The 20451-nt window shown below is 45.1% G+C and carries 20 protein-coding genes, 1 tRNA gene and 1 pseudogene; 13 read left to right on the plus strand and 9 right to left on the minus strand.

Annotated elements, in window-relative coordinates:
* Window positions 1–364: 364 nt before the first annotated feature.
* Window positions 365–1330: a methenyltetrahydromethanopterin cyclohydrolase gene (gene mch / locus ACSAZK_RS03795; protein ID WP_048179387.1), complete on the minus strand. Its 966-nt coding sequence runs from the start codon at window positions 1328–1330 to the stop codon at window positions 365–367.
* Between the two features lie 201 nt (window positions 1331–1531).
* Complete coding sequence (locus tag ACSAZK_RS03800) at window positions 1532–2743, minus strand: peptidase U32 family protein (RefSeq protein ID WP_440956084.1); 1212 nt, start codon at window positions 2741–2743, stop codon at window positions 1532–1534.
* Between the two features lie 699 nt (window positions 2744–3442).
* On the opposite strand from ACSAZK_RS03800, the gene ACSAZK_RS03805 reads away from it, so the two are divergent.
* From ACSAZK_RS03805 to ACSAZK_RS03820, 4 genes are all read left to right on the plus strand, one after another.
* Window positions 3443–3640, plus strand: coding sequence for a hypothetical protein (locus tag ACSAZK_RS03805; protein WP_440956085.1), 198 nt, complete (start codon window positions 3443–3445; stop codon window positions 3638–3640).
* Window positions 3641–4146: 506 nt separating this feature from the next.
* The gene (locus ACSAZK_RS03810; RefSeq protein ID WP_440956086.1) at window positions 4147–4545 is read left to right on the plus strand and encodes a DUF1699 family protein; all 399 of its coding nucleotides are present in this window, start codon (window positions 4147–4149) and stop codon (window positions 4543–4545) included.
* A gap of 249 nt (window positions 4546–4794) precedes the next feature.
* Window positions 4795–5022 carry a hypothetical protein gene (locus tag ACSAZK_RS03815; RefSeq protein WP_440956087.1) on the plus strand — a complete coding sequence of 76 codons (228 nt, stop codon included), beginning with the start codon at window positions 4795–4797 and terminating at the stop codon, window positions 5020–5022.
* 128 nt (window positions 5023–5150) lie between these two features.
* Window positions 5151–5777, plus strand: a complete 627-nt coding sequence (locus tag ACSAZK_RS03820) for a hypothetical protein (RefSeq protein ID WP_440956088.1) — start codon at window positions 5151–5153, stop codon at window positions 5775–5777.
* 101 nt (window positions 5778–5878) lie between these two features.
* On the opposite strand, the gene ACSAZK_RS03825 is transcribed toward ACSAZK_RS03820, so the two are convergent.
* The 3 genes from ACSAZK_RS03825 to ACSAZK_RS03835 all read right to left on the minus strand — a co-directional run bounded on the left by ACSAZK_RS03825 (window position 5879) and on the right by ACSAZK_RS03835 (window position 7530).
* Window positions 5879–5963 (minus strand) — tRNA-Ser (locus ACSAZK_RS03825).
* A 161-nt stretch (window positions 5964–6124) separates the two neighbouring features.
* Window positions 6125–6910, minus strand: a complete 786-nt coding sequence (locus tag ACSAZK_RS03830) for an FKBP-type peptidyl-prolyl cis-trans isomerase (RefSeq protein ID WP_440956089.1) — start codon at window positions 6908–6910, stop codon at window positions 6125–6127.
* Window positions 6911–7353: 443 nt separating this feature from the next.
* A complete protein-coding gene (locus ACSAZK_RS03835; RefSeq protein WP_440956090.1) occupies window positions 7354–7530 on the minus strand; it encodes a hypothetical protein in 177 nt (58 codons plus the stop codon).
* Between the two features lie 595 nt (window positions 7531–8125).
* Here ACSAZK_RS03835 and nikR point away from each other — a divergent pair.
* Complete coding sequence (gene nikR / locus ACSAZK_RS03840) at window positions 8126–8545, plus strand: nickel-responsive transcriptional regulator NikR (RefSeq protein WP_440956091.1); 420 nt, start codon at window positions 8126–8128, stop codon at window positions 8543–8545.
* A gap of 205 nt (window positions 8546–8750) precedes the next feature.
* The gene (locus tag ACSAZK_RS03845) at window positions 8751–9878 is read left to right on the plus strand and encodes a calcium/sodium antiporter (protein WP_440956092.1); all 1128 of its coding nucleotides are present in this window, start codon (window positions 8751–8753) and stop codon (window positions 9876–9878) included.
* 69 nt (window positions 9879–9947) lie between these two features.
* Here ACSAZK_RS03845 and ACSAZK_RS03850 read toward each other — a convergent pair whose 3' ends face one another.
* A complete protein-coding gene (locus ACSAZK_RS03850; protein WP_440956093.1) occupies window positions 9948–10160 on the minus strand; it encodes a hypothetical protein in 213 nt (70 codons plus the stop codon).
* A 173-nt stretch (window positions 10161–10333) separates the two neighbouring features.
* On the minus strand, window positions 10334–10723 hold the full coding sequence (locus ACSAZK_RS03855; RefSeq protein WP_440956094.1) for an ACT domain-containing protein: 390 nt from the start codon (window positions 10721–10723) through the stop codon (window positions 10334–10336).
* 134 nt (window positions 10724–10857) lie between these two features.
* Between ACSAZK_RS03855 and ACSAZK_RS03860 the strand changes: the two genes are divergently transcribed.
* The 4 genes and pseudogenes from ACSAZK_RS03860 to ACSAZK_RS03875 all read left to right on the plus strand — a co-directional run bounded on the left by ACSAZK_RS03860 (window position 10858) and on the right by ACSAZK_RS03875 (window position 13387).
* Window positions 10858–11775 carry a DMT family transporter gene (locus ACSAZK_RS03860; RefSeq protein WP_440956095.1) on the plus strand — a complete coding sequence of 306 codons (918 nt, stop codon included), beginning with the start codon at window positions 10858–10860 and terminating at the stop codon, window positions 11773–11775.
* A 363-nt stretch (window positions 11776–12138) separates the two neighbouring features.
* Entirely contained in the window at window positions 12139–12399 is a 261-nt protein-coding gene (locus ACSAZK_RS03865) for a hypothetical protein (RefSeq protein ID WP_440956096.1), read from the plus strand.
* Window positions 12400–12419: 20 nt separating this feature from the next.
* Window positions 12420–12548 (plus strand): annotated as a pseudogene (locus tag ACSAZK_RS03870) (pentapeptide repeat-containing protein); the annotation flags it as partial.
* Window positions 12500–13387, plus strand: coding sequence for a UbiA family prenyltransferase (locus ACSAZK_RS03875; protein ID WP_440956097.1), 888 nt, complete (start codon window positions 12500–12502; stop codon window positions 13385–13387). The pseudogene ACSAZK_RS03870 and the gene ACSAZK_RS03875, both read left to right, overlap by 49 nt.
* Before the next feature lie 216 nt (window positions 13388–13603).
* On the opposite strand, the gene ACSAZK_RS03880 is transcribed toward ACSAZK_RS03875, so the two are convergent.
* Together ACSAZK_RS03880 and tnpB are read right to left on the minus strand one after the other, a co-directional pair.
* Window positions 13604–13822: a winged helix-turn-helix domain-containing protein gene (locus ACSAZK_RS03880; RefSeq protein WP_440956098.1), complete on the minus strand. Its 219-nt coding sequence runs from the start codon at window positions 13820–13822 to the stop codon at window positions 13604–13606.
* 351 nt (window positions 13823–14173) lie between these two features.
* A complete protein-coding gene (gene tnpB / locus ACSAZK_RS03885) occupies window positions 14174–15286 on the minus strand; it encodes an IS200/IS605 family element RNA-guided endonuclease TnpB (protein WP_440957098.1) in 1113 nt (370 codons plus the stop codon).
* A gap of 698 nt (window positions 15287–15984) precedes the next feature.
* Between tnpB and ACSAZK_RS03890 the strand changes: the two genes are divergently transcribed.
* The 3 genes from ACSAZK_RS03890 to ACSAZK_RS03900 all read left to right on the plus strand — a co-directional run bounded on the left by ACSAZK_RS03890 (window position 15985) and on the right by ACSAZK_RS03900 (window position 20397).
* Window positions 15985–17451 carry an alanine/glycine:cation symporter family protein gene (locus tag ACSAZK_RS03890; protein WP_440956099.1) on the plus strand — a complete coding sequence of 489 codons (1467 nt, stop codon included), beginning with the start codon at window positions 15985–15987 and terminating at the stop codon, window positions 17449–17451.
* Between the two features lie 280 nt (window positions 17452–17731).
* The gene (locus ACSAZK_RS03895) at window positions 17732–18127 is read left to right on the plus strand and encodes a hypothetical protein (RefSeq protein WP_440956100.1); all 396 of its coding nucleotides are present in this window, start codon (window positions 17732–17734) and stop codon (window positions 18125–18127) included.
* Between the two features lie 893 nt (window positions 18128–19020).
* Window positions 19021–20397, plus strand: coding sequence for an alanine/glycine:cation symporter family protein (locus tag ACSAZK_RS03900; RefSeq protein ID WP_440956101.1), 1377 nt, complete (start codon window positions 19021–19023; stop codon window positions 20395–20397).
* Window positions 20398–20451 lie beyond the last annotated feature (54 nt).

The raw sequence follows: 20451 nt of genomic DNA on the forward strand, positions 1-20451 counted from the left end.
TAAGCAATACACTTGAAAATTCGTACTTTATGCATTTGAAAATTCGTACAGCTAAGAAGTGCGTTTTTGTATTCAAACGCCCGTTTTTTAAATTCTGAAAACTCGTGAAATTGTACGAATGATCTGCATACTTTTCATGAATTCTAAGTTGGATTGGAGGAACGTCTTTAAATAAGTACTGTTAACGGCGTTTTCCCGGACTGATTCGAGAAAAAAGGAGAAAGAAAAGAGCAAGAAAAAAAGAGTGGAGACGAAGAGGAGAAAATAGATCAGGCAAAACAAAAAAATGAAAAAAAAGAGGAAGCAAAGAGACCAGGAAAGAAAAACAAAAAATGAAAAAAAATTAGGAAAAGGGCATTTGCCCTTAAAGCTGCTTGATCCCGAAGGACTCGAGCAGGATGTCGGGATAAAGCCCGCCGCAGGAAACGGTCTTTGTGCTGTTGAGGTCGTTTACGGTAAGCCTGGCAGGGGCAAACATGCCTGCGTCAACCTTGAAGAAGTCGAAACCTGCTTCCTTGAAGGTCTTGTAGAAGGGCTTTCCAAAGTCACCGGAGGTCGTGGAGGGAGCTTTCCTTACAAAATCCTCGAGTTCTGAAAGTTCACCATCGAATTCTACGGTGTAGTTGGTCTCACCGCAGTAGATCACACAGTCGTTGGTTGAACCCATGCACTGTACGTCGTTTCCAACGATCGGGGCAATTGGGGCGGTTCCATACCCGCTCTTAATGCAGTTGATGTCAAAGCCGATGGATTCGAGCTTGTGGATCCCGGTTTCTACCACACGGGCAGAGATCTGGACCGAGCCTGCGATGGAAGCGGTGGGGGCAACGGCAATCATTACGTTTTCGGGGTCTACGCTGCAGTGCTTGGCGATGTATTCCACGACCTTCTCATCGGGGAGTTTGTCGGATTCCAGGACCAGGACCGCGGCTTCGAAGTCGTCTTCGTACCCGATTTCCTCGTAGAGCTCTTTTGGCTTCAGGCCGAGTGCCCGGGCAGGCCCGGAACCCATTGCGAAGTAGTCACCTACGGAAATTCTCCAGCCTGCGTACTGGGAAGCCATGCAGGCAATGACAGGGTTGTCGCTTGCTACCTGGATGGCAGGCCACTTGATCCCGTTCAGGTCGAAGGTACTGTACCTGAGGTCGGCAAGGTCGGCAAGGCAGAGCCTTGACAGGTACATGCCTGCCTCGTACCCGCCTTCTGCATTGACCCCACAGTCAATGATTGTGGCGCCGTTTTCGAGCTTGACAACTTCCGCTTTTATGTCTTCGACCCAGTCGAGCATCTCTTCGATGACGTATGATCCCATTTCGTTGACGCTTATCAAATTATCACCTTTACATGTTCCGGCCTGTAACCGGAAACCTAGAATATTATTTTGAATCCATCAAAGGTTGGTTCGCCCGGGGAAGGACAAAGCATCCGGGCAATGGATTGCTAAACCGAGTTAGATATTTTGAATTATCCCTGCGATTTGCTACCGTGATAAGGGAGAATCCAATATATAGATACTGTTGTATTATTTTTTTCACATAATATATATTCGGTCGTTTTCCCGGACCTTCCCTTCCACGGAAAGCCCCACTTCATCCCCCTTTTCAGCCCTGTCCAGAAGCAGGCCTTCTTTTTTCACGGACCGGACCTGCTGCCTGAGATAGGTTGTGCTCCCCTCTATAAGGATTTCATCCCCCACAGCAAGCCCTTCCTCAAGGAGCCTGACAGCCGCAGCCCCGGCTTTAGGGTAATAGTTCGTAACGATTCCCGCTGCCCTGCGCTTATTATCCGAGGCGTTCATGCCTTTTTCAGGGGAAAAGCCTTCCAGCCCGGGGACCCCGAAGTAAAAGCCCGTGGAAAAGCCCCTGTTGTAGACCGAAGCGAGGCCCCGGCTCCAGGCTTCAACCTTTTCAGGGGTATAGTCGCCCTTTTCGTACGCAGCAATAGCTTCCCTGTAGCAGCGGGAAACCGTTTCAAGATAGCCGGGGTCCCGGAGCCGTCCCTCGACCTTGAAAGCCGAGATGCCTGCCTCGACCAATTCCGGGACGTGCCCTATCATGCAGAGGTCTTTTGCGCTGAGGAGGTACTTTCCCCGGCTTTCTGCTACGATCCCGTTTTCCCCGTGCAGTTCCCATTCCCAGCGACAGGGCTGGGTACACTCCCCACAGTTCCCGGATTTGCCCAGGATGTAAGCCGAAAGGTGGCACCTGCCCGAAACCGCCATGCACATGGCGCCGTGGACAAAAGCTTCTATCTCCACTTCCGAATTCTCCCGGACCTGCCGGATCTCTTCCAGGGAAAGTTCCCTTGAGAGCACAATCCGCTTTGCCCCAAGGCCCCTGTAAAACTCCGCAGTCTCATGGTTTGTGACATTAGCCTGGGTTGAAATGTGGACCGGAAGCCCCGCTTTTCCTGCCCTGAGGATTACCGCAGGGTCCCAGGCAATAATTGCATCAACTCCCGCATCGGATGCTGCTTCGACCACCTCCGAAGCTTCCCCTATTCTTTCCTCATTTACGGTGGAGTTTACTGCCAGGTAAGCCCGAAGCCCCCTTGCCCGGACTTCTTCAGTGAAGGCTCCCAGGTTCTCCAGGGTGATCTCCCTTGCCCGCGCCCGCAGGCTCAGCCGGTCCGTTGAAAAATAAACGGCGTCTGCATACCGGGCACATGCCTCAAGCCCTGCAAGGTTCCTGACTCCCATAATGAGTTCGGGTCCTGAATTATTAATCACAAACTTTCTCTGCATAGGAATGTGAAATGCCACACCTTTCATTTAAAAATATCTTTGTATAAGTGCTACGATTTGGCAAATAATGGTAATGAATGTTAACTCTCCGCATCAGATGTGAATAGATGCCGGTTAACGGAAAACTATAAATAAAGTAACAACTTTTTCCAAAGTGGAGTCATTTCCTTAAAAAAACGTTTAATGAATATACAAGGAAACATAGGGACATATGATAAGCAAAAGAAAATGGGGGATACAAAATATGGAGCACGAACTGGAAGAGGTTGAAATAGATTACCTCGAATTCAGGAGAGAGATGGGAGAAGAATAAAAACATAAAATGGGAAAATAAAACTTAAAAGGGGTAAATAAAACATAAAAATGGCAAATAAAACTTAAAAGGGGTAAATAAAACATAAAAATGGCAAATAAAACTTAAAAGGGGTAAATAAAACATAAAATGGGGAAAATGCCAATTTATTTTTTCCAAAATTACATTAACTACCAAATTTATTCTTTTTTTTCTTTTTTGAGTTAGTACCCAAAAAAACGTTAATTTTGTAGTAACTGCGGGTATATAAAGAATTAAAGCATTCTCATTTGAAGGAAACACGAGGAACAGGGTAATCCCTCAAAATCTTCTGATTTCGTATCATAAATGTTTACTAATTTTGCGTCATGAGAGTTATATAAATAAATTCTACATAAAGTGATACCATGGAGAAAAATATAAACATGGAAACAAACAAGACGGTCAAATGCCAGGTTTGCGGGTCCATGGTGCCTGAAGATGAAAGTATGCAGGAAAACGGACAGGTTCTTTGTGAAGAATGCTATATGGACCTGAAAAGTAACCAGGGCGAGCAAAAGAAATGCAAAGCAAGGAAAGCGAAAAGCAAGGAGATACGGTATTAAAGATAAGATAAAAGACTCCAGGAAATTTCGGATAAAACCATAGGTAATCTACCTCGATAAGTTGATGTTTCTGACTCTTCAGGAGACTGCCCGGCCTGGCCGGGCACTGCATAACTTTATTTAGTTGTAATTTTGATTTATATATGAGCCAGTTTCATAAATACTATTCTTGTCCACAACCCGAATAATGAAGCTGGTTCTCCTTAATTCTTGTTTTTTATTAATTACACGTCGCTTCAACATATGTGGACTACGCCTGGCTGCATTCTATACTCCGGATGATCTTCGCAGGGTGGATCTCCAACGGATTGATCTATTGCGGCGACCTCGTTATGCCCAGGACTTAAGAAACTGGTTCGAGGTGTGAGCTTTTAAAGCTTATATGCAGGGAGTTCGGGAAAATTCGCATTTTTGAATTTTATAAGAAATATTCAGGGGAAAAATATTTATCATAAGTAAATGAACTGTAACAATGGGAAAAAAATATACAAGTGGGGAATTATTAAATGAAGATACGTGTAGTTAGTTCCAAAGAAGAGATTTTTACGCTTAATCCTAATGAAAGAGTAGTTCACCTGGCGTTTCGCCCCTCGAACATAGACATCTTTGCGCTGGTTGAGGCCTGCCCGAAAATTGAGGTGATTCAGCTTCCGAACTCTTATCGTCGGACGGTTTCAAGGTCAATCGAAATGTTCCTGGAAATGCTGAGAATCCAGCTTATGGAAGGGGATGTATGGGGCCACAGGAAAGACATTCACGAATACTACGAAATCCCTTCTTCAGTTATTGAAGAGATAAGGAGATTAAAACTGGAAGGTGCCCCCGCCGAGAAGATCGAAAAGGTTGTAAAGCAAAACAAACTGACCCCGGAAATGGTTCTCTATATTTTTTCCAAGGATGCATAGCCTGAGTCTACCGGGGAACGGCACAACTTTATTCACAAATTTTCGTAAAGTTTCGTAACGTTTTTCAGAAAAACTCAGGAAGGTTATAGAAAATGTAGGATTGAGAGGATAAGGGTTTCCTCTCAATCGGGAGGGGATGGATCACACTGTACTATTGTTTTTCTATTTTTCCAAGTTTTTCTAAACTTGCATATCTTCATATGACCACACAGTATAAAAATTTAATTCGATATTCAAAAAATTGTTCCAATGATTGTTATTAAAAATCTCACAAAATATGGAATAAATACGATTACGGAAGAAAAGCTTGCCAGGGAGGTCCTAGGCTTCTATAACCCTGCAGGTGACCTTACAGGAAAATTTACCCATTGCTTCCGGCAATTCTTCACAACAGAATTAAGGCGGGCTGGCTACCCTCTGGCCTTCATCCAGAAGCTCCGGGGAGATGTCTGGAAGGAGGCTATAGGGAAGCTATAGACATCTACGACCATATCACAGCTGAAGAACTCCGGGAGACGTATTTTAAATATGTTCCACAGCTGGGGATAAAATTATAAAGGTCAAGAAAAGAAACTTATTTAATTTTCTTATAGGAGGGTTTACTTATGGAGCTACCAATATTTTTTCAGGCATGGCTATTTGTATCATTCATTGTTGTAATTGTTTTTGTTGTATTTTTCTTCAAGTCCATAAAAATATTTTTGATCAATATTGATTCTGATATAATCTCTCAAATAAATAATGAAAAAAAGCTTTTAGCTGCCTATTCTGTGAGTAAAAAAACATTTTTACTTTCATTAGGATGGTTCCTTTTTTCATACTCGCTTCTATCATTAATTCAATTTGTTTTATATTCCAGTTCCAGGTATTCGGATAAAGAAATATGTTCTCAAATTTTATTTTTTCTTCATTTCGGCAATCTGCTTTTTACATTAATTTTTATATGCAGTTTTTATTCTCTAATCCTAATATTTATATTTGGAAAATGGAATAATAAAAAACTGGCTGTGCTTAGATGGTCTGCAATTGTATTTGCCTGCTATATTTTATTTAGATTCAGCATAAGGGACTTAATAGATTTTGTGAAAACACCAATCAAAGATTTGCCTGATGGTTTTTTTGTTGTGGTTTTAGGCTTGTTTATATTCGTGGTGCTAACGAGATATTATATAAAAATAATCTTTAAATCGGATACTCCAATTATAGATATAGAAAATCAGGAAGAAACATAATTTTATTTTGCTGTCCCGGGGGGTGCGGCAAGTCATCTAAAAAATTGTTCGATATGATTAAAAAAAAAGTAGGCATTTTTTAAAAATACCTACTCAGTTAGCGCTGAGAGGGAGATTCGAACTCCCGCAGTGCGAGGCACTACCGGTTTTCAAGACCGGCGCCGTAGTCCGCTTGGCTATCTCAGCATTAAGGAAGGGATTCTCAAAGACTTCCCGGAAACACCATTGATGCATTGATGTATTGAATGCCGGGGAGCATGTACTGAGAATCCGATTATTATATATAAAATTTGCGAAGAGAAAGGCTCTTCGCCTCCTAACCCATTCCTTACGGTTCAGGTCAGAGATTAGTTTTCTGCTTCTTCAGGCTCTTCGGCTTCAGCTTCGGCTTCAGCTTCGGGAGCTTCTGCTTCGGAATCGGCCCCTGCTGCGGCTATGGCTTCGGCAATGGCTTCTTCGGAGATCTGGGGTTCGGCAGAGAGCTTTTCGATGAGCTGGATTTCCTTAAGACCCAGGTACTGGAAGAGTTCGGTTGCCACCCTGTTCTTTGCCATGAGCCAGCGCTGGTTGAAGGTAAGGCCGGTGGGGATGGAGATTTTTGCGATTTCGCCTTCGATTTCGACTTCCATGTCCCGGAGGCCGGTGTAGAGGGCAAGCAGGCCCTGGACCTTTTCGACATCTTCTTCGAGAGTTGCCTCAATAGTGTACTCGTAGGTCACGGTCTGGCCTGCCAGGGGACTGTTGAAGTCCACGGTAGCCCTGCGCCCGATTACCCTTGTGACCACACCTCTTCTGCCGTCAATCTCGACGCTCATGCCAGGATAGGCTTTCCTGTCTTCGAACTTTGTGATGGAGAGGGTCTCAATGAGCTTGGGGTTGCTTGGTCCGAAAGCCTTTTCCGGAGGAATATCAACGCTGCCGGAGTACCCGACTTCCTTTCCTTCGAGGTCTTCGTCCAGGCCCTCAATGGTGTGCCCTGCCCCGACAATTACAACGTCTCCGCCATAAAGGCCGCGGGGGTTGAAAATTTCTTCCGCCTTTGCAAGTTCTTCGTCGGTTGTGTCAAAAACCCTGCCGTCTTCAAACTTTCCTGTGTAGCTTAATTTTATGAAATTGCCTTTCTCGATTGCCATGATTTTTCAACTCTTTAATTGAAACTCTTTCATCAAATATGATAAATAGGAAAATCCCGGGAAATTAGCCCGATTTCTGTAATTTCAAAGTAAACGTGTCGCACGCTATAGCACTCTGCCTTTAATAAGCTTTTTGGGAATTCGCGGGAGGCTTATCAAACCTTATTTCAGTTATAAAATTTTAGACACTGTCGAAATCCCGGCAAATTCCATGCAGATCCTGTTCAGGTTCCATGCAAATTAAGTGCAAATCCCCTGCATATCCCGTCAAAATCCTGTGCGAATTCCGTAGATCCCGGACGGAAGTCGTAGAGGCACCTGGCAGGACCTTGCCCGTCTGCGGGCGCATGTCCTGCTTTATAGAATCATGGAGGGAATTACCTTGTTTGCAAGAAGGTCGGAATAATCCTCTCGTCTCCTGATAAGATCCACCTCACCTTTGTTCACCGGAACTTCCGAAGCCAGGAGGCGCCCACGAACTTTTTTGCAGCGGGCTTCACGGTATTGACATTTGTCAGGAGCAAGGTTGAGTCAGCCGCAAGATAGCGCCCCGGCGAGGAAATCCCGCCGAGAGTGAGCTGCCCGTTTTCAACTTCCAGATGATTTTCGATGGTTAACATGCCCGGACCCTGCTATTTCCTCTTTCTATTTTCCTGTGCCTTTAACCTTATGACAGGATTTTCGTGACCTGATCACTTCCGCTATAGCTTGATTTTCACACTGTTAAGCATTTGTCCGTTATTAGATTTGCCGAAGGACCAGACTAACATAACCTGAAGATCAAACGACCATAACCGGGGAACAGAATGATTTTAGCTTTAGTTCACCCAATTTATTCGTATAAATTGCAAAGTCCAGTTTAACCCAAAATAAGGAATTACAGCCTCAAAGAGATGATTTATTTCTTACATTGAGGGAAAACTGCCGAAAGGACCCTGCTAAAAAATATAATATTTTATGAATAATCAGGTTTAAAATAATAAAAAATATTACTTAAGATGTAAAAAAATGTTAAATATAACTTCAGACCACTATATTTAGGAGGGAAATTGGAGGCCTATTATATTTCCTGCCGTGCCTCAGTTCTGAAACGAAATTTGTTAAGGGTTTTCATTCACCCGAAATTCAGGGCAGAAAATTCCAGAACAGGAAAAATAAGGCTCAAAAGAAGGGTACCTTTAAAGGGGTATTCTATTACTTTAAGGAGTAGGGATTATGGAAAAGCAGCTTATGAGGATAGGGATATCTCTTCCCGGAGAACTTCTTGATAATTTTGATAAAATAATAATGGATAGGGGATACTCTTCCCGCTCAGAAGGCATAAGGGACGCTATCCGGACTTACAACCAGCACTATGAATGGATGAAGGAAATCCAGGGAAAAAGGGCTGCAACGATTTCCATCGTATATGACTGCTCGAAGAAAGGGGTTTCCAATTCCCTGGCAAAAATCCAGCACGGGTACACCGATCTGATAAATTCGACCGTGCGTTTCCATATTGATGCAAACTCGTGTTTTGAAGTTATCATAATGGAAGGAGAAGGCGAAAAGATAGTGGAACTTACCGAAAATATCCTGAGTCTAAAAGGAGTGAAATACTCAAAACTTACAACCGTTCCTGAAGCAGGAAAGTGAACCGCTTGAAAAAAATCAAAGTTTCGCTGGCGCACCCCGCAGCAAGCTACGGGGTATCGGCTAAAAGGAAATAGTTCCTGAATTAATAGGTTTTGAAAATGATTACTGAAAATGATTACTGAAAATAATTACTGAAAATAATTACTGAAAATAATTCCAGTATAAGAAGATACTTTTAAATAAACCCGGATTCACTTCTTTTACTGTGCCCGCAGTCAACGTAATCCTCCTGGTAGCCGGACTCGGCCTCCTTGTCAAGGGTTCCGATCTATTTGTAATGGCCTCTTCCTCTATCGCAAAGAAGCTTGGGGTTTCGGAGTTCGTGATAGGGCTAACCCTCGTTTCGGTGGGAACTTCAGTGCCCGAACTTGCTTCCTCTCTTGCCGCATCTTTCCAGGAAGCAAGTGGAATAGTGATAGGAAACGTTGTAGGGTCAAACATTGCCAACGTAGGGCTCATCGTAGGCATCGCAGCGCTCATTTCCAGGGTCAAAACCGAGGAGTTGATGCTGAAAAGGGATGGCTACATTATGTTCTTTGCCTCCGCCGTGTTCTACATTTTTGCCCTTGATTTCCGGATCTCAAGGCTTGAAGCCTCGATTTTTCTCCTGCTCTATGTCGCTTACGTTTTTTTTCTGCTTGACAAGGTGCAGAAACATGAGGAAGAGATATATTTCAAGGATTTCCTTAATTATTTTTTCAAATTTGAGTATCTCTTTGACCTGAAAGCAAAAATTGAAACCGGGATAAAAGGGCGCATAGAAATAAACAGCACCTGTAAAAAGGAAGAAAAAGCCAAACCCAGGGAAGGGACCGACATTGAAAATAAAGGACAGGAACTTGAAATTGAGCCCGAAATTGAAATAAAAACCTGTGGGAATGGAAGCCTTTATAGAGATTTCATTAAGCTGCTTGCAAGTGGGGCTGCCATTATTATTGGGGCCAGGTATTTTATTGACCAGTCAATCTTCTTTGCCCGGCTCCTGGAAATTCCCGAAACCCTTATTGGCATGAGCCTGGTTGCAGTTGGCACTTCCCTTCCGGAACTGATGGTCACGGTTTCGGCCGCGCGGAGCGGTTTTGCAAATATCGCCCTGGGAAATGCCATTGGCTCCAACATAACAAACATCTTTCTGATCCTTGGCTGCGCAGGGCTCGCCTACCCTCTCCCAATAACGGAAATGGTCGTCTATTCCATAACCCCTTTTATGCTTCTTATAAGCCTCATGCTTCTCCTTTTCATCTGGACAGGCTGGGAGATCAAAAGGTTTGAGGGCCTTTTCCTGATTCTGGTTTACACAGGATTCATGCTCCTGGTCTTCCACATGAGCTAAAGAAACCCGGCTCAAGCAGGAATCTCAGAAGAAAAGGTCTCTGGAAGCATTTTTCGGAAGGCAAGGAACTTAGAAACCTCCATACTTCTTTTTGTAGACAATGAACCTTACCAGAAGGATAGACACTATTGAAATCATCAGGGACATCAGCAAAACCATTCTGAGATTCACCTCATCGGCAAACCTGAACATAAGGACAAAAAGAGCGGAAATGACCACTAACCCCATTATAACAACGGGATAAAACGACGTATTTACCAGCTTTTCCATCATGTCATCCATGTTCTCAGAATTAACTGCCCGCTGTTATATACTTTGCTAAACCTTTTTCAAGATTCTGACGACACTGACAAGCAGGCAAACCCTGAGGTCCGTATCAGGAAATGGCACATTGAACCCACTAAATTAAACCCAACAAATCGAACCAAAACTCCAAGACGGGTCTTGCCCTGGAATTAAACCAAAATAACGTAGCCTGCCTCTTCAAGGGCTTCAACCGCAGTTTCCAGATCTTTATTCCTGACCAGGACATAGTCCGTATCATACGTTGAAACCGCAAAGATGCTGACCTCCTTTCCAGCCAGGACGGCACTGATGCCGGCAAGAATCCCCGTCAGCCCGAAATCAAGGGGTCCATCCACCTTCAGCCCTTTCCAGCCCCGTTCGCATATGACATTTTCCGGAACAGTGGCTTCCGAGCAGACAATAGATAATTCATCGGACGTTTTAGTTATCGAATAAAAATCACTTTCAAGGGCCCATTCAGGAATTTCCGAAGCGCTGGCAAGCCTGCAAACCCCGAAATTTCCATCAAGGACGCTCATTGTAAGTACGGCTTTTTTCATGATCCTCCAGATTTTGTATGGTTCAACTTTTGTATGGTTCAACTTTTGTATGGTTCAACTTTCGAATTCTACTAAAATCCACATTCAAAATATAAGTAATATATTTATGCCCTGACTTCCTAACCAAAGTTTCTATGACCGCCGGAGCCGGTAAAGCCCAAATTGAAGTAGCCCTTGCCTGCATGATCTACGGGATGGCAGGCATATTCCTGGAATACATTGATGGAATGGGCACAGGCTCCATCCTTTTTTATGAGATGCTGATAGGGGCCGTAACGATTCTACTTTACCTTCTGTGGAAGGGGAGGCTTTCCGAGCTCAGGCTGAAAGAAAAAAGGAAATTTCTCTTGCTTCAGGGCATTTTTACGGGCCTGACCTTCTTTTGCTATTTTGCGGCAATCAAGCTCACCTGCCTCTCAGTTGCCGTGCTCCTGCATTACACCGCCCCGGTCTATGTAACCCTGCTCTCCCCCCTGCTCCTGAAAGAAAAAATAAGTTCCAGGAGCTGCCTGGCCCTTTTCCTGGCAATTTCCGGGGTAATCATGGTTGTAAAGCCGGAAATCGGCATTTCCGGGCTCGAATGGGACGAGAATTACCGACTGGGGATCCTTTTAGGAGTCATCTCCGGAATTTCGTATGCTGCCGTGATTCTCAACATCCGCTACCTGAAAGACGAATACTCGGGAATGGCTCTTGCCTTCTGGCCCCTTGTGATCATTGTCCTGCTAACGGCACCCTTTGCCGCAGGGACTTCCGGAGCAACCGTGACAGGGAATCTTGGAGTGCTCCTCACATTCGGGCTGATTTCCGGGGGCCTGGGAGAAATCCTCTATACCGAAGGCCTTTCCGGAATAGAGGCACAGGTAGGGAGCATCCTTGCTCTGATAGAGCCCGTTTCAGGGATCTTTTTTGACTATACCCTCCTGGGAGTGCCTTTCTGCCTGAACACCTGCCTGGGCTGCGTGCTGATCCTTGCGGCAGGCCTGCTTGTTAGCCTTGAAAATATTCGCGGCCTTTCCGGGAAATCCAGGGTCAGAAAAGGAATTTCATGAGTTTCTCCGTAAAATTCTTCACATAATTTATGGCTGATTTCCAATACCCTTTCCCTAAAAAAGGAAAGTTGCTCAGAATTGCTCAGAAATACTGTTTCCAAAAGTATATCAGCGCTGCATGGAATTATACTGTGGAATTATTATATAATTGTTTAAACTTTTGTGAGGCTGTGGGAGCTTCAAAAGCTATAGAAGTTCAAACACACCGGAGAAGGGGGGTTCTTACTGGAAGAAATTGAACTTATTTTCGTTTACAACGCTGACAGCGGGGTCTTTCAGGCCGTTGGGGATTATGTCCACAAGATCGTAGCCCCTGCCACCTATCCCTGCAAACTCTGTGCCATCACATACGGGATGGGGGGCATGAAAAACGACTGGAAAAAATTTGTTGAAAGCCGGGACCTCCCCGTAAAATTCCTGCACAAGGACGAGTTTGCGGAGCAATACCCGGATAAAAAGGCGGAATTTCCCTGTGCTTTCCTGAAAAAAGGGGACGGACTGGAACTCTTCATCAGCGCCGGGGAAATCAACCACACTGAAAACCTGGAAGAGTTGAAGGTCCTGGTAAGCCAGAAAATACAGGAAATAAATTTAAAAGAACTGAATTTGCAGGAGCTGAACTAACAGGAGCTGAACTAACAGGAACTAAATTTAAAGGAGCTGAACTAACAGGAACTAAATTTAAAGGAGCTAAATTTAAAGGAGCTGAAATAAAAGGAGCTGAATGCCAGAAAAAAATAAGTCCCTGGCTCCCAGGCTCGGAACCTTTCTGAAGCTTGTGAGGTTTGAAAATTCTCTCTTTGCAGGGTTTTCAGTCCTGCTCTCGGGCGTTCTTTCCGGGGACCTGACTGGCTGGCAGCCGGAATACTTCAGGGGATTTTTCGTAATCGTATGTCTGGCAATGGGCGTTTTTGCGGTCAACGATTACTACGACTTCAGAATCGACAAGGCTAATAAAAGGTATGAAAGGCCTCTGGTCAGGGAAGACCTGTCCGGGAAAACGGCATTCGGGATAGGAATGGGCTTCCTGCTGGCTTCCGCCCTGCTCTCTTTGACCCTGGCTTTCCAGGCTGCGGGTTTTGTCCTCATGAGCATCCCTTTCTTTTTCCTCTACAGCCATTCCCTGAAGAAATATCTCCTGGTGAAAAATATCATTGCAGCCTACGGATTCTCTTTCGTGATCATTTTCGGATCCCTTCTCTCGGACCCAGAAATTGAACCCATCATCCTGTTTTTTGCAGCAATCACCTTTATTGTAGGACTGGCTTTCGAGATCATGATCGACATTGCCGACGTCCCGGGAGACCGCCTTTTCGGGGTAAGGACACTAGCTGTTTGCAGGTCAGGAAGCTCTGCCGCAAAACTTTCGGCAGCCCTGTATGCGGGAATCATGCTCCTTGACCCCCTGCCCTTTTTTGTCAACATGGACCCCAGGCTTTACAGGGACTGGCTCTTCCTGGCTCTGGTCCTTGTCCCGGTGCTTTCCTACCTCTTTCTCTGCCGGGTACTTCTCAGGGACCAGTCCGCAAAAAACGTCCTCGACCTGAGAAAAAAGACCCTTACGATCATGCAGTTAGGGTCTCTAGCCTACCTGACAGGAGTTTTGATCTAAATTGAGAACAAGAAGCGGCGGCTAGTTTAAAGTTGCGACTAGCTTGAAGTTTATTGCGACTAACTTGAAGTTTATTTTATTCTTCCTTCAAATGAATGAACCCTTATAAGCTTCAGTTACTTCTTCATCTGAACTGATAACTTATTTCTTCATCTGAACTGATAACTTATTCCTTCATCTGAACTGATAACTTATTCCTTCATCTGAACTGATAACTTACTCTTTCAACTGGATTGACCACTTGTTTGTTGCTTTGTCAACGCTTATTTTGTCTTCTCTGGCAAGCCAGCCTACGGCCATTAAAGCTAACTGTGAGTCAAAACCTTCCTCATTGAGGTGGTTCTTTATCTGGTTCAGGCTGCAGTCCCCTTCTACCAGCCTGTGGTAAAGCGCTCCTGCAGCTTCCCCGATTTTGAGATTCATGTACTCAACCATGTCTTTCACCCTTTAAATTAGACTGATTTACCCCTGTTCATTGGGAAAAACGAAACTAAGTTTAAGTAAGACGATTCAGGAAGACCAGCAACTATTCTTACTACGTATACCCTTGCCGGACTACCAGACAAACCCCATAATATTATTTACTCAACCCCTTGTCCATGCTATCCGGGCAGCATTAAGCTCTCTTGCAGGGCCCGGAAAGTACAACGTTCCCTTTGATATATGGAACATATCTTATGTGAACTACCCCCCTAAAACCTTCGGTTTTAGAGTAAGGGGCTTCCTGCTTCATTCCCCGGAGCAACCTCCACAAGTCCACAGGCTCTTCCCCACGTTCCGTGGGTGTCAAATTCCGATCAGATTTTGATCTTGTAATGAGAATTTTTTGATATTGATAGCGGCGTTTATGTCCCTGTCATGTTTGGTTTTGCATTTAGGGCATTCCCATTCCCTGACATCCGGGGTTATATCCTTATTGTTATATCCGCAAACGTTACAAAGTTTCGTGGACGGCTTGAACCTTCCTATCCTTAATATGGTTTTTCCGTACCATTCAGCTTTATACTCTAACTTTGTAACAAAACTACTCCATGAAGAATCACTTATTGCCTGTGCAAGACAATGGTTTTTCAACATACCGTTAACGTTTAACGTTTCCAGAGATATTGCTTGGTTCTCGCGTATCAGTTTTGAGGAAAGTTGGTGCTGGAAATCGTTTCGTTGGTTGCTGATCTTCTCATGAAGTCTGGAAAGCCTTAATTTGGCCTTTTCCCGATTACTCGAACCTTTTGTTTTTCTGTTGACTCTTCTTTGCAGAACTTTCAACCGTTTCATGGAGTTTTTCAGGTACTTGGGATTCTCTACCTTCTCACCAGTTGAAAGAACTGCAAAATCCTTGATACCTACATCTACCCCTACAGTTGTATCCGCAGAAAATTCCTGTTTTTCTGGCAACTCTTCCCCATCATCCACAAGAATACTGATAAAGTATTTTTGTGTGTAAGTTCGTGAGAGGATTGCTGTTTTCAGTTTCCCCTCAAACCTTTGATGAAAAACTGCTTTGACTTCTCCCATTTTAGGGAGCTTGACACTGTTATTATCAAAGTCTACTGTGTAGCTTTGAGGGATCGGGAAAGACTGTATAGGATTCTTTCTTGATTTGAAAATCGGAAAACCTTTCTTTTCCCTGAAAAACCTTGTGAATGCTGATTCAAGGTTAAGAGTCATTCCCTGTAATGACTGAGCGTTCCCTTCCTTCAACCATTCATGATCCTGTTTCAGTTGAGGAAGAAGTTTGTTCAGGTCATACCTGGATATTGATTTTCCTTCCTGTTCGTAAGTCTTAATTTTCTGTTCTAAAGCCCAATTGTATACAAACCTACAGCTACCAATCTGTTTAGCTATCATGGTTTTTTGTTCGGCTGTAGGATACAACCTAAATTTATAGGCTTTCAACATCATAATAATATACATCTTAACATTTAATATGCTTTGCGTTAGAATAAAATACTTTTTAAAGTGGACGGCTTTCTCCATCCACCTTCCATTCCCTGCAAGCCGGAACTGTCGAGGAAGAAGTCCTCTCGCCTGCAAAAGATAGAATATTTCCCGAAAACGGGAGATACAAACTACTCTTTTCAGGAATTTTTTTCGGAAAAATAGGTACATTTCAAACAGGTATCTAAAAAATACAAAGTTTATAGTAAAAAGGTATAAATTTTATAGTAATAAATTTAGTGAATTTTATAATAAAAATAGGGAAGATAATTATAATTTACGCATTATCCTCAATTTATTTCAAAGCATGTAAACAATCTTAAAAGAGATTTAAAGCTCTTTGAGGGTTTTTATGGATAAATAACTGTTTTAAATTATTATTTTTTAAGGAAGAAAATCAATGTTCTTAAATATCATAATTTTTAATTAATGATATTTAAATGAGATAATAAAAATAAAGCTGCAGTCGGCAGAGGACTTTCACCATTTCCTTATTGGAACCTGCAGGTTGGGAGCTCCCTGAAAGTAGTTACCCAAGGTTCCTGAAAGTAGTTCCCCAAGGTGCCTGAAAGTAGTTCACCTGAAGGTGCCTGAAAGCAAACTTTGCAGGCTGCTCCTTCCCTGAATCACAATTATTTTATTTTGAAGGTTTGATCCCAATGGTAGTCAATTCAATATTCGAGTTATTTAACTCACCAGAAATACTCTCCCTTTTGAATAGTATTGACGGGCTTGTCTGGGGACCCCCTCTCCTGCTCCTGCTGGTAGGAACCGGAGCATACCTGACCCTGCGCCTGAAACTCATCCAGGTAACCAAACTGCCCCTTGCCCTGAAAGATGTGGCACGTTCCCGAAAAATCGACACCACCGCCCAGGGAGACGTATCAAGCTTTGCGGCCCTCTGTACGGCCCTTTCGGCAACGATAGGGACTGGAAACATTGTCGGAGTTGCTACAGCCATCGCAAGAGGAGGTCCTGGAGCTCTTTTCTGGATGTGGCTTGCAGCCTTCTTCGGGATGGCAACCAAGTATTCCGAAGCCCTCCTTGCCGTCAAGTACAGGACCGTTGACGAAAACGGGCAGATGTCCGGCGGGCCCATGTACTACATCAAGAACGGGCTTGCGGACAAGAGCTACAGCGGCGTGCTTGCCAAGCTCTTCGCTCTCTTCGGGATCTGCGCAGCCAGTCTCGGGGTGGGCACCTTTACCCAGGTAAACGCAATCGTAAGTTCCGTGGAAGCCACCTTCGGTGTCCCAAAAATCGATACCGCAGTCATCCTGGCCCTGCTGGTCGCCCTGGTAACCATCGGCGGGATCAAGAGCATCTCCCGGGTTGCCCAGTTGCTTGTCCCCTTCATGGCAGTTGCCTACGTGCTCGGCTGCCTCACGGTTATCGGCCTCAACATAGGAAACCTGCCCTCGGCAATCGCCCTGATCCTTAAGAGCGCCTTTACCCCGACCGCCGCCTCCGGAGGTTTCCTCGGCGCAGGCGTTATGCTTGCAATCCAGATGGGCGTTGCAAGAGGGATTTTCTCGAACGAGTCAGGCCTTGGAAGCGCCCCTATCGCTGCAGCCGCGGCCAAGGTAAAAGAGCCTGCAAAGCAGGGCCTGATATCCATGACCGGGACCTTCTTCGACACGATCATCATCTGTACCATGACCGGGCTGACCCTCATCCTCTCCGGGTCCTGGACAAACGGAGCAAGTGAAGCCGCCCACATGACCAATGCTGCCTTTTCGGGAACCCTTGCGAGCTTTGGCTCCTACATCGTGACCATAGGCCTCATCTTCTTCGCCTTCACGACCATCCTCGGCTGGAACTACTACGGAGAACGCTGTATGGAATACCTTGCCGGCGTAAAAGGTATCCTCCCCTACAAAGCCGTATACGTCTTCCTGGTAGCAGCCGGCGGTTTCCTCTCCATCGAAGCCGTCTGGATCATCGCCGACATCTTCAACGGGCTCATGGCTTTCCCGAACCTCATCGCTCTCCTCGCCCTGAGCGGAGTCGTGGTTGCGGAGACAAACAAGTACTTCAAGTCCCTTGAAGCAAAGCAGTCAGGCGTCGGAACACCCGCAGGCACCCCTGCTCCCGAAGCCGTTGCAGCAGCCGAAGAAGAAGATTAAGGTTGCAGCATTACCTGTTCAGAAACAGTCCTTCAAGGGATTGTTTCTTCCCTTTTTCCTTTTTCATTCAGCTTTCATTCACATTTCAGTTTTAGTGTGCATTTCTTCAGTTTTTCATATCATTTATCGTTCACCTTTCATTTTAGAGATGCGTTTTTTCACTTTTTCTGACATATCAGGTTTTCAGTTGCCTTTGTCCGGCCTAAAACTGTCTCTCTAAAACTAAAATCTGAAGAAGCCGGACGAAAAGTACTAAGAGAATGAAAAAAAATCTATAGCTATGGCAGTGCTAAAATCAATCCGGATCGACAGCGAGCTGTATGCGGAATTACAGGAAACCGCCGGAGAATATGGATACAATACCGTTACAGCTGCGACCAGGGCAGCAGTCAGGCAGTTTATTGACTCGCTCAAAAAAGGAGAGAGCGAAAGCGAGAGCGTGAGCTGGAAAGAGGCCGAGTATATCGAGAGTTTGAAAGAGGAATCCAGAATATTGAAAGAGTCCCTGGAAAAAGAAAGGCAAAACTACGACGAACAGGTCAGGATACACAGGGAATATATGGCACAGGTTTCTCCATTACTCAAGGAAAAAACGAAAAGCAAGAAAAGCGAGAAAGGCAAGAAAAGCGGGAAAAGCGAGAAGAGCAAGAAGAACGAAAAAAACAAGAACGTTTAAACTTCCGGACCTGGACAAACGGCATCATCAAAGCAGACTGCATGGCCAAAACCTCCTTTTAGGCTAACCTTGCTACCTCGGGTTCCTGCATAAGCCCAAGAAACCTGGAAATCCGGGAAATCCAGAACCCCGGACAAACGCCGATTTCCAGATTCCATGCCCAACCCACGTTCGCCGAAGGCGAACGGCCTGCCCCTGTAAGAATGCTTTCAAACTTCTCATGGAATTCTTGCCCGATAGCTCAAGCGCCGATTCAAAATCACAATCATTTTCATAGACAGCCAGTGAATTAAATATAAAGTAAGACCACAGCTGCGAATTGCATTTCAAGAACTAGAAAGTACACTTAAATAACTAAAAAGTGTATCTCAATAACTAAAAAGTGCATCCCAATAACTAAAAAATATATCTCAATGACTAAAAAGTGTATTCAAACAACTAAAAAGTTCATTCAAATAACTAAAAAGTGTATCTCAATGACTGGGGGATATACCTCGATGACTAAAAAGTATATCCTGATAACCGGCCAGAAGAGTTCGGAAAATGTAAAGGTTGAGTTTGGAATCAGGGTACTGGGCGTTACCCGACTATAATCCTGAGAGTTGTAGGACGGGTGAAGGGTGAATAATAATCCTTCATTCATTCAACTTTCAGGGAAAAGCCGTTCACTTCGTGAACAGGGGTGGGCATGAGAACTGGCTACTAAACGGGAACCCTGTTCCCAATTGCATACGAACGCATGGAAAAAATCCGGGAAATCCAGGGTTAGGCTTCAGACAGAATTCTATCCAACGGATTGAACTTCCCCTCCGGCATCAACGTTTAATATAAACCTTACACAAATAATGAGTGGGGAATCTTTTCTTATTGCTTCGACGGGGGTCAGGAATTCGATGGAACTGCTGGGTATGGACATACTTGAGGTTTTGACGAGGATAGACGGCTTTGTCTGGGGGCCGCCTCTCCTTATTTTGCTGGTGGGAACAGGGATTTTCCTGACTTTGAGGCTGGGGCTGATCCAGATCTTCAGGCTGCCGCTTGCCCTTAAATATGTGCTGAATTCGAGGAAATATGAAGCCGGAGTCCTTGGGGATGTTTCAAGTTTTGCGGCACTTAGTACTGCACTTTCGGCGACAATCGGGACGGGAAACATCGTCGGGGTGGCAACAGCGGTCAAGACTGGGGGGCCGGGGGCACTTTTCTGGATGTTTCTTGCGGCTTTTTTCGGGATGGCGACCATGTATTCCGAAGCACTCCTGGCGGTCAGGTACAGGACCGTGGACGCTAACGGGCAGATGTCCGGGGGACCGATGTACTACATTAAAAATGGGCTTGCAGGAAAATGGTACGGCCGGGTGCTTGCCCCACTCTTTGCCTTTTTCGGGCTTAATGTGGCACTTTTCGGGATCGGGACTTTCCCACAGGTAAACGCCATCGTGGACTCGGCGCGGATTGCTTTTGATATCCCGGAAGTCCTGACTGCGGTTGTGCTGAGCCTGCTTGTGGCATTTGTCACGCTCGGGGGGATCAGGAGGATTGCGGCGGTTGCCCAGCTCATGGTGCCTTTCATGGCAATTGCGTATGTGCTCGGCTGCCTGATAATTATCGGGGTGAATCTGGATAAGGTTCCTGCGGTTTTTTCCCTGGTCATCAGTTCAGCTTTTACCGAGACCGCGGCAAGGGGAGGGTTCCTGGGTGCGAGCATGATGCTGGCCATCCAGATGGGAATTGCCAGGGGGATTTTCTCAAACGAAGCCGGGCTCGGGAGTACACCCATTGCAGCCGCAGCCGCAAAGGTCAAGGACCCGGCAAAACAGGGGCTGATCTCCATGACCGGGACCTTTTTCGATACCATCGTAGTTTGCCTGATGACCGGAACCGTGCTAATCATGACGGATTCCTGGACAGGGGACCTGGAAGGGGCTTACATGACCAGCTACGCCTTTTCCACCGTGCTCTCCGATATAGGGAGCTATATCGTGACCGTGGGCCTGATCTTCTTTGCGTTTACCACCATCATCGGCTGGAACTATTACGGGGAACGCTGCACGGAATTCCTCTTCGGGGTCAGGGGCATTCTTCCTTACAAAATACTTTATATCCTGATTGTTGCCTCCGGCGCCTTCCTGACCCTGGAAATGATCTGGGTCCTGGCAGATATCGTAAACGGACTAATGGCTTTCCCGAACCTGATTGCCCTGCTGGCTCTCAGGAAGGTCATTGTGGCCGAGACTGGAAAGTATTTTGAAAACCTGAAACTGAAGAGCTAAAAGCAAGAATATGAAAGCAAGCAGTTGAAACTCAACCTGACAAGTAAAAACACC

Origin of the sequence: Methanosarcina sediminis (assembly GCF_052056915.1) — an archaeon.
Classification (GTDB): Archaea; Halobacteriota; Methanosarcinia; order Methanosarcinales; family Methanosarcinaceae; genus MTP4.

Coding starts and splice junctions, on each gene's coding strand:
- ACSAZK_RS03820 (WP_440956088.1), top strand. CDS start 5,151: ATGGAGCTACCAATATTTTTTCAGGCATGGCTATTTGTATCATTCATT.
- ACSAZK_RS03835 (WP_440956090.1), bottom strand. CDS start 7,530: ATGTTAACCATCGAAAATCATCTGGAAGTTGAAAACGGGCAGCTCACT.
- ACSAZK_RS03880 (WP_440956098.1), bottom strand. CDS start 13,822: ATGGTTGAGTACATGAATCTCAAAATCGGGGAAGCTGCAGGAGCGCTT.
- nikR (WP_440956091.1), top strand. CDS start 8,126: ATGGAAAAGCAGCTTATGAGGATAGGGATATCTCTTCCCGGAGAACTT.
- ACSAZK_RS03815 (WP_440956087.1), top strand. CDS start 4,795: ATGATTGTTATTAAAAATCTCACAAAATATGGAATAAATACGATTACG.
- ACSAZK_RS03900 (WP_440956101.1), top strand. CDS start 19,021: ATGGAACTGCTGGGTATGGACATACTTGAGGTTTTGACGAGGATAGAC.
- ACSAZK_RS03865 (WP_440956096.1), top strand. CDS start 12,139: ATGAAAAACGACTGGAAAAAATTTGTTGAAAGCCGGGACCTCCCCGTA.
- ACSAZK_RS03875 (WP_440956097.1), top strand. CDS start 12,500: ATGCCAGAAAAAAATAAGTCCCTGGCTCCCAGGCTCGGAACCTTTCTG.
- ACSAZK_RS03855 (WP_440956094.1), bottom strand. CDS start 10,723: ATGAAAAAAGCCGTACTTACAATGAGCGTCCTTGATGGAAATTTCGGG.
- ACSAZK_RS03890 (WP_440956099.1), top strand. CDS start 15,985: ATGGTAGTCAATTCAATATTCGAGTTATTTAACTCACCAGAAATACTC.
- ACSAZK_RS03850 (WP_440956093.1), bottom strand. CDS start 10,160: ATGGATGACATGATGGAAAAGCTGGTAAATACGTCGTTTTATCCCGTT.
- ACSAZK_RS03860 (WP_440956095.1), top strand. CDS start 10,858: ATGACCGCCGGAGCCGGTAAAGCCCAAATTGAAGTAGCCCTTGCCTGC.
- ACSAZK_RS03810 (WP_440956086.1), top strand. CDS start 4,147: ATGAAGATACGTGTAGTTAGTTCCAAAGAAGAGATTTTTACGCTTAAT.
- ACSAZK_RS03895 (WP_440956100.1), top strand. CDS start 17,732: ATGGCAGTGCTAAAATCAATCCGGATCGACAGCGAGCTGTATGCGGAA.
- ACSAZK_RS03830 (WP_440956089.1), bottom strand. CDS start 6,910: ATGGCAATCGAGAAAGGCAATTTCATAAAATTAAGCTACACAGGAAAG.
- ACSAZK_RS03805 (WP_440956085.1), top strand. CDS start 3,443: ATGGAGAAAAATATAAACATGGAAACAAACAAGACGGTCAAATGCCAG.
- tnpB (WP_440957098.1), bottom strand. CDS start 15,286: ATGTTGAAAGCCTATAAATTTAGGTTGTATCCTACAGCCGAACAAAAA.
- ACSAZK_RS03800 (WP_440956084.1), bottom strand. CDS start 2,743: ATGCAGAGAAAGTTTGTGATTAATAATTCAGGACCCGAACTCATTATG.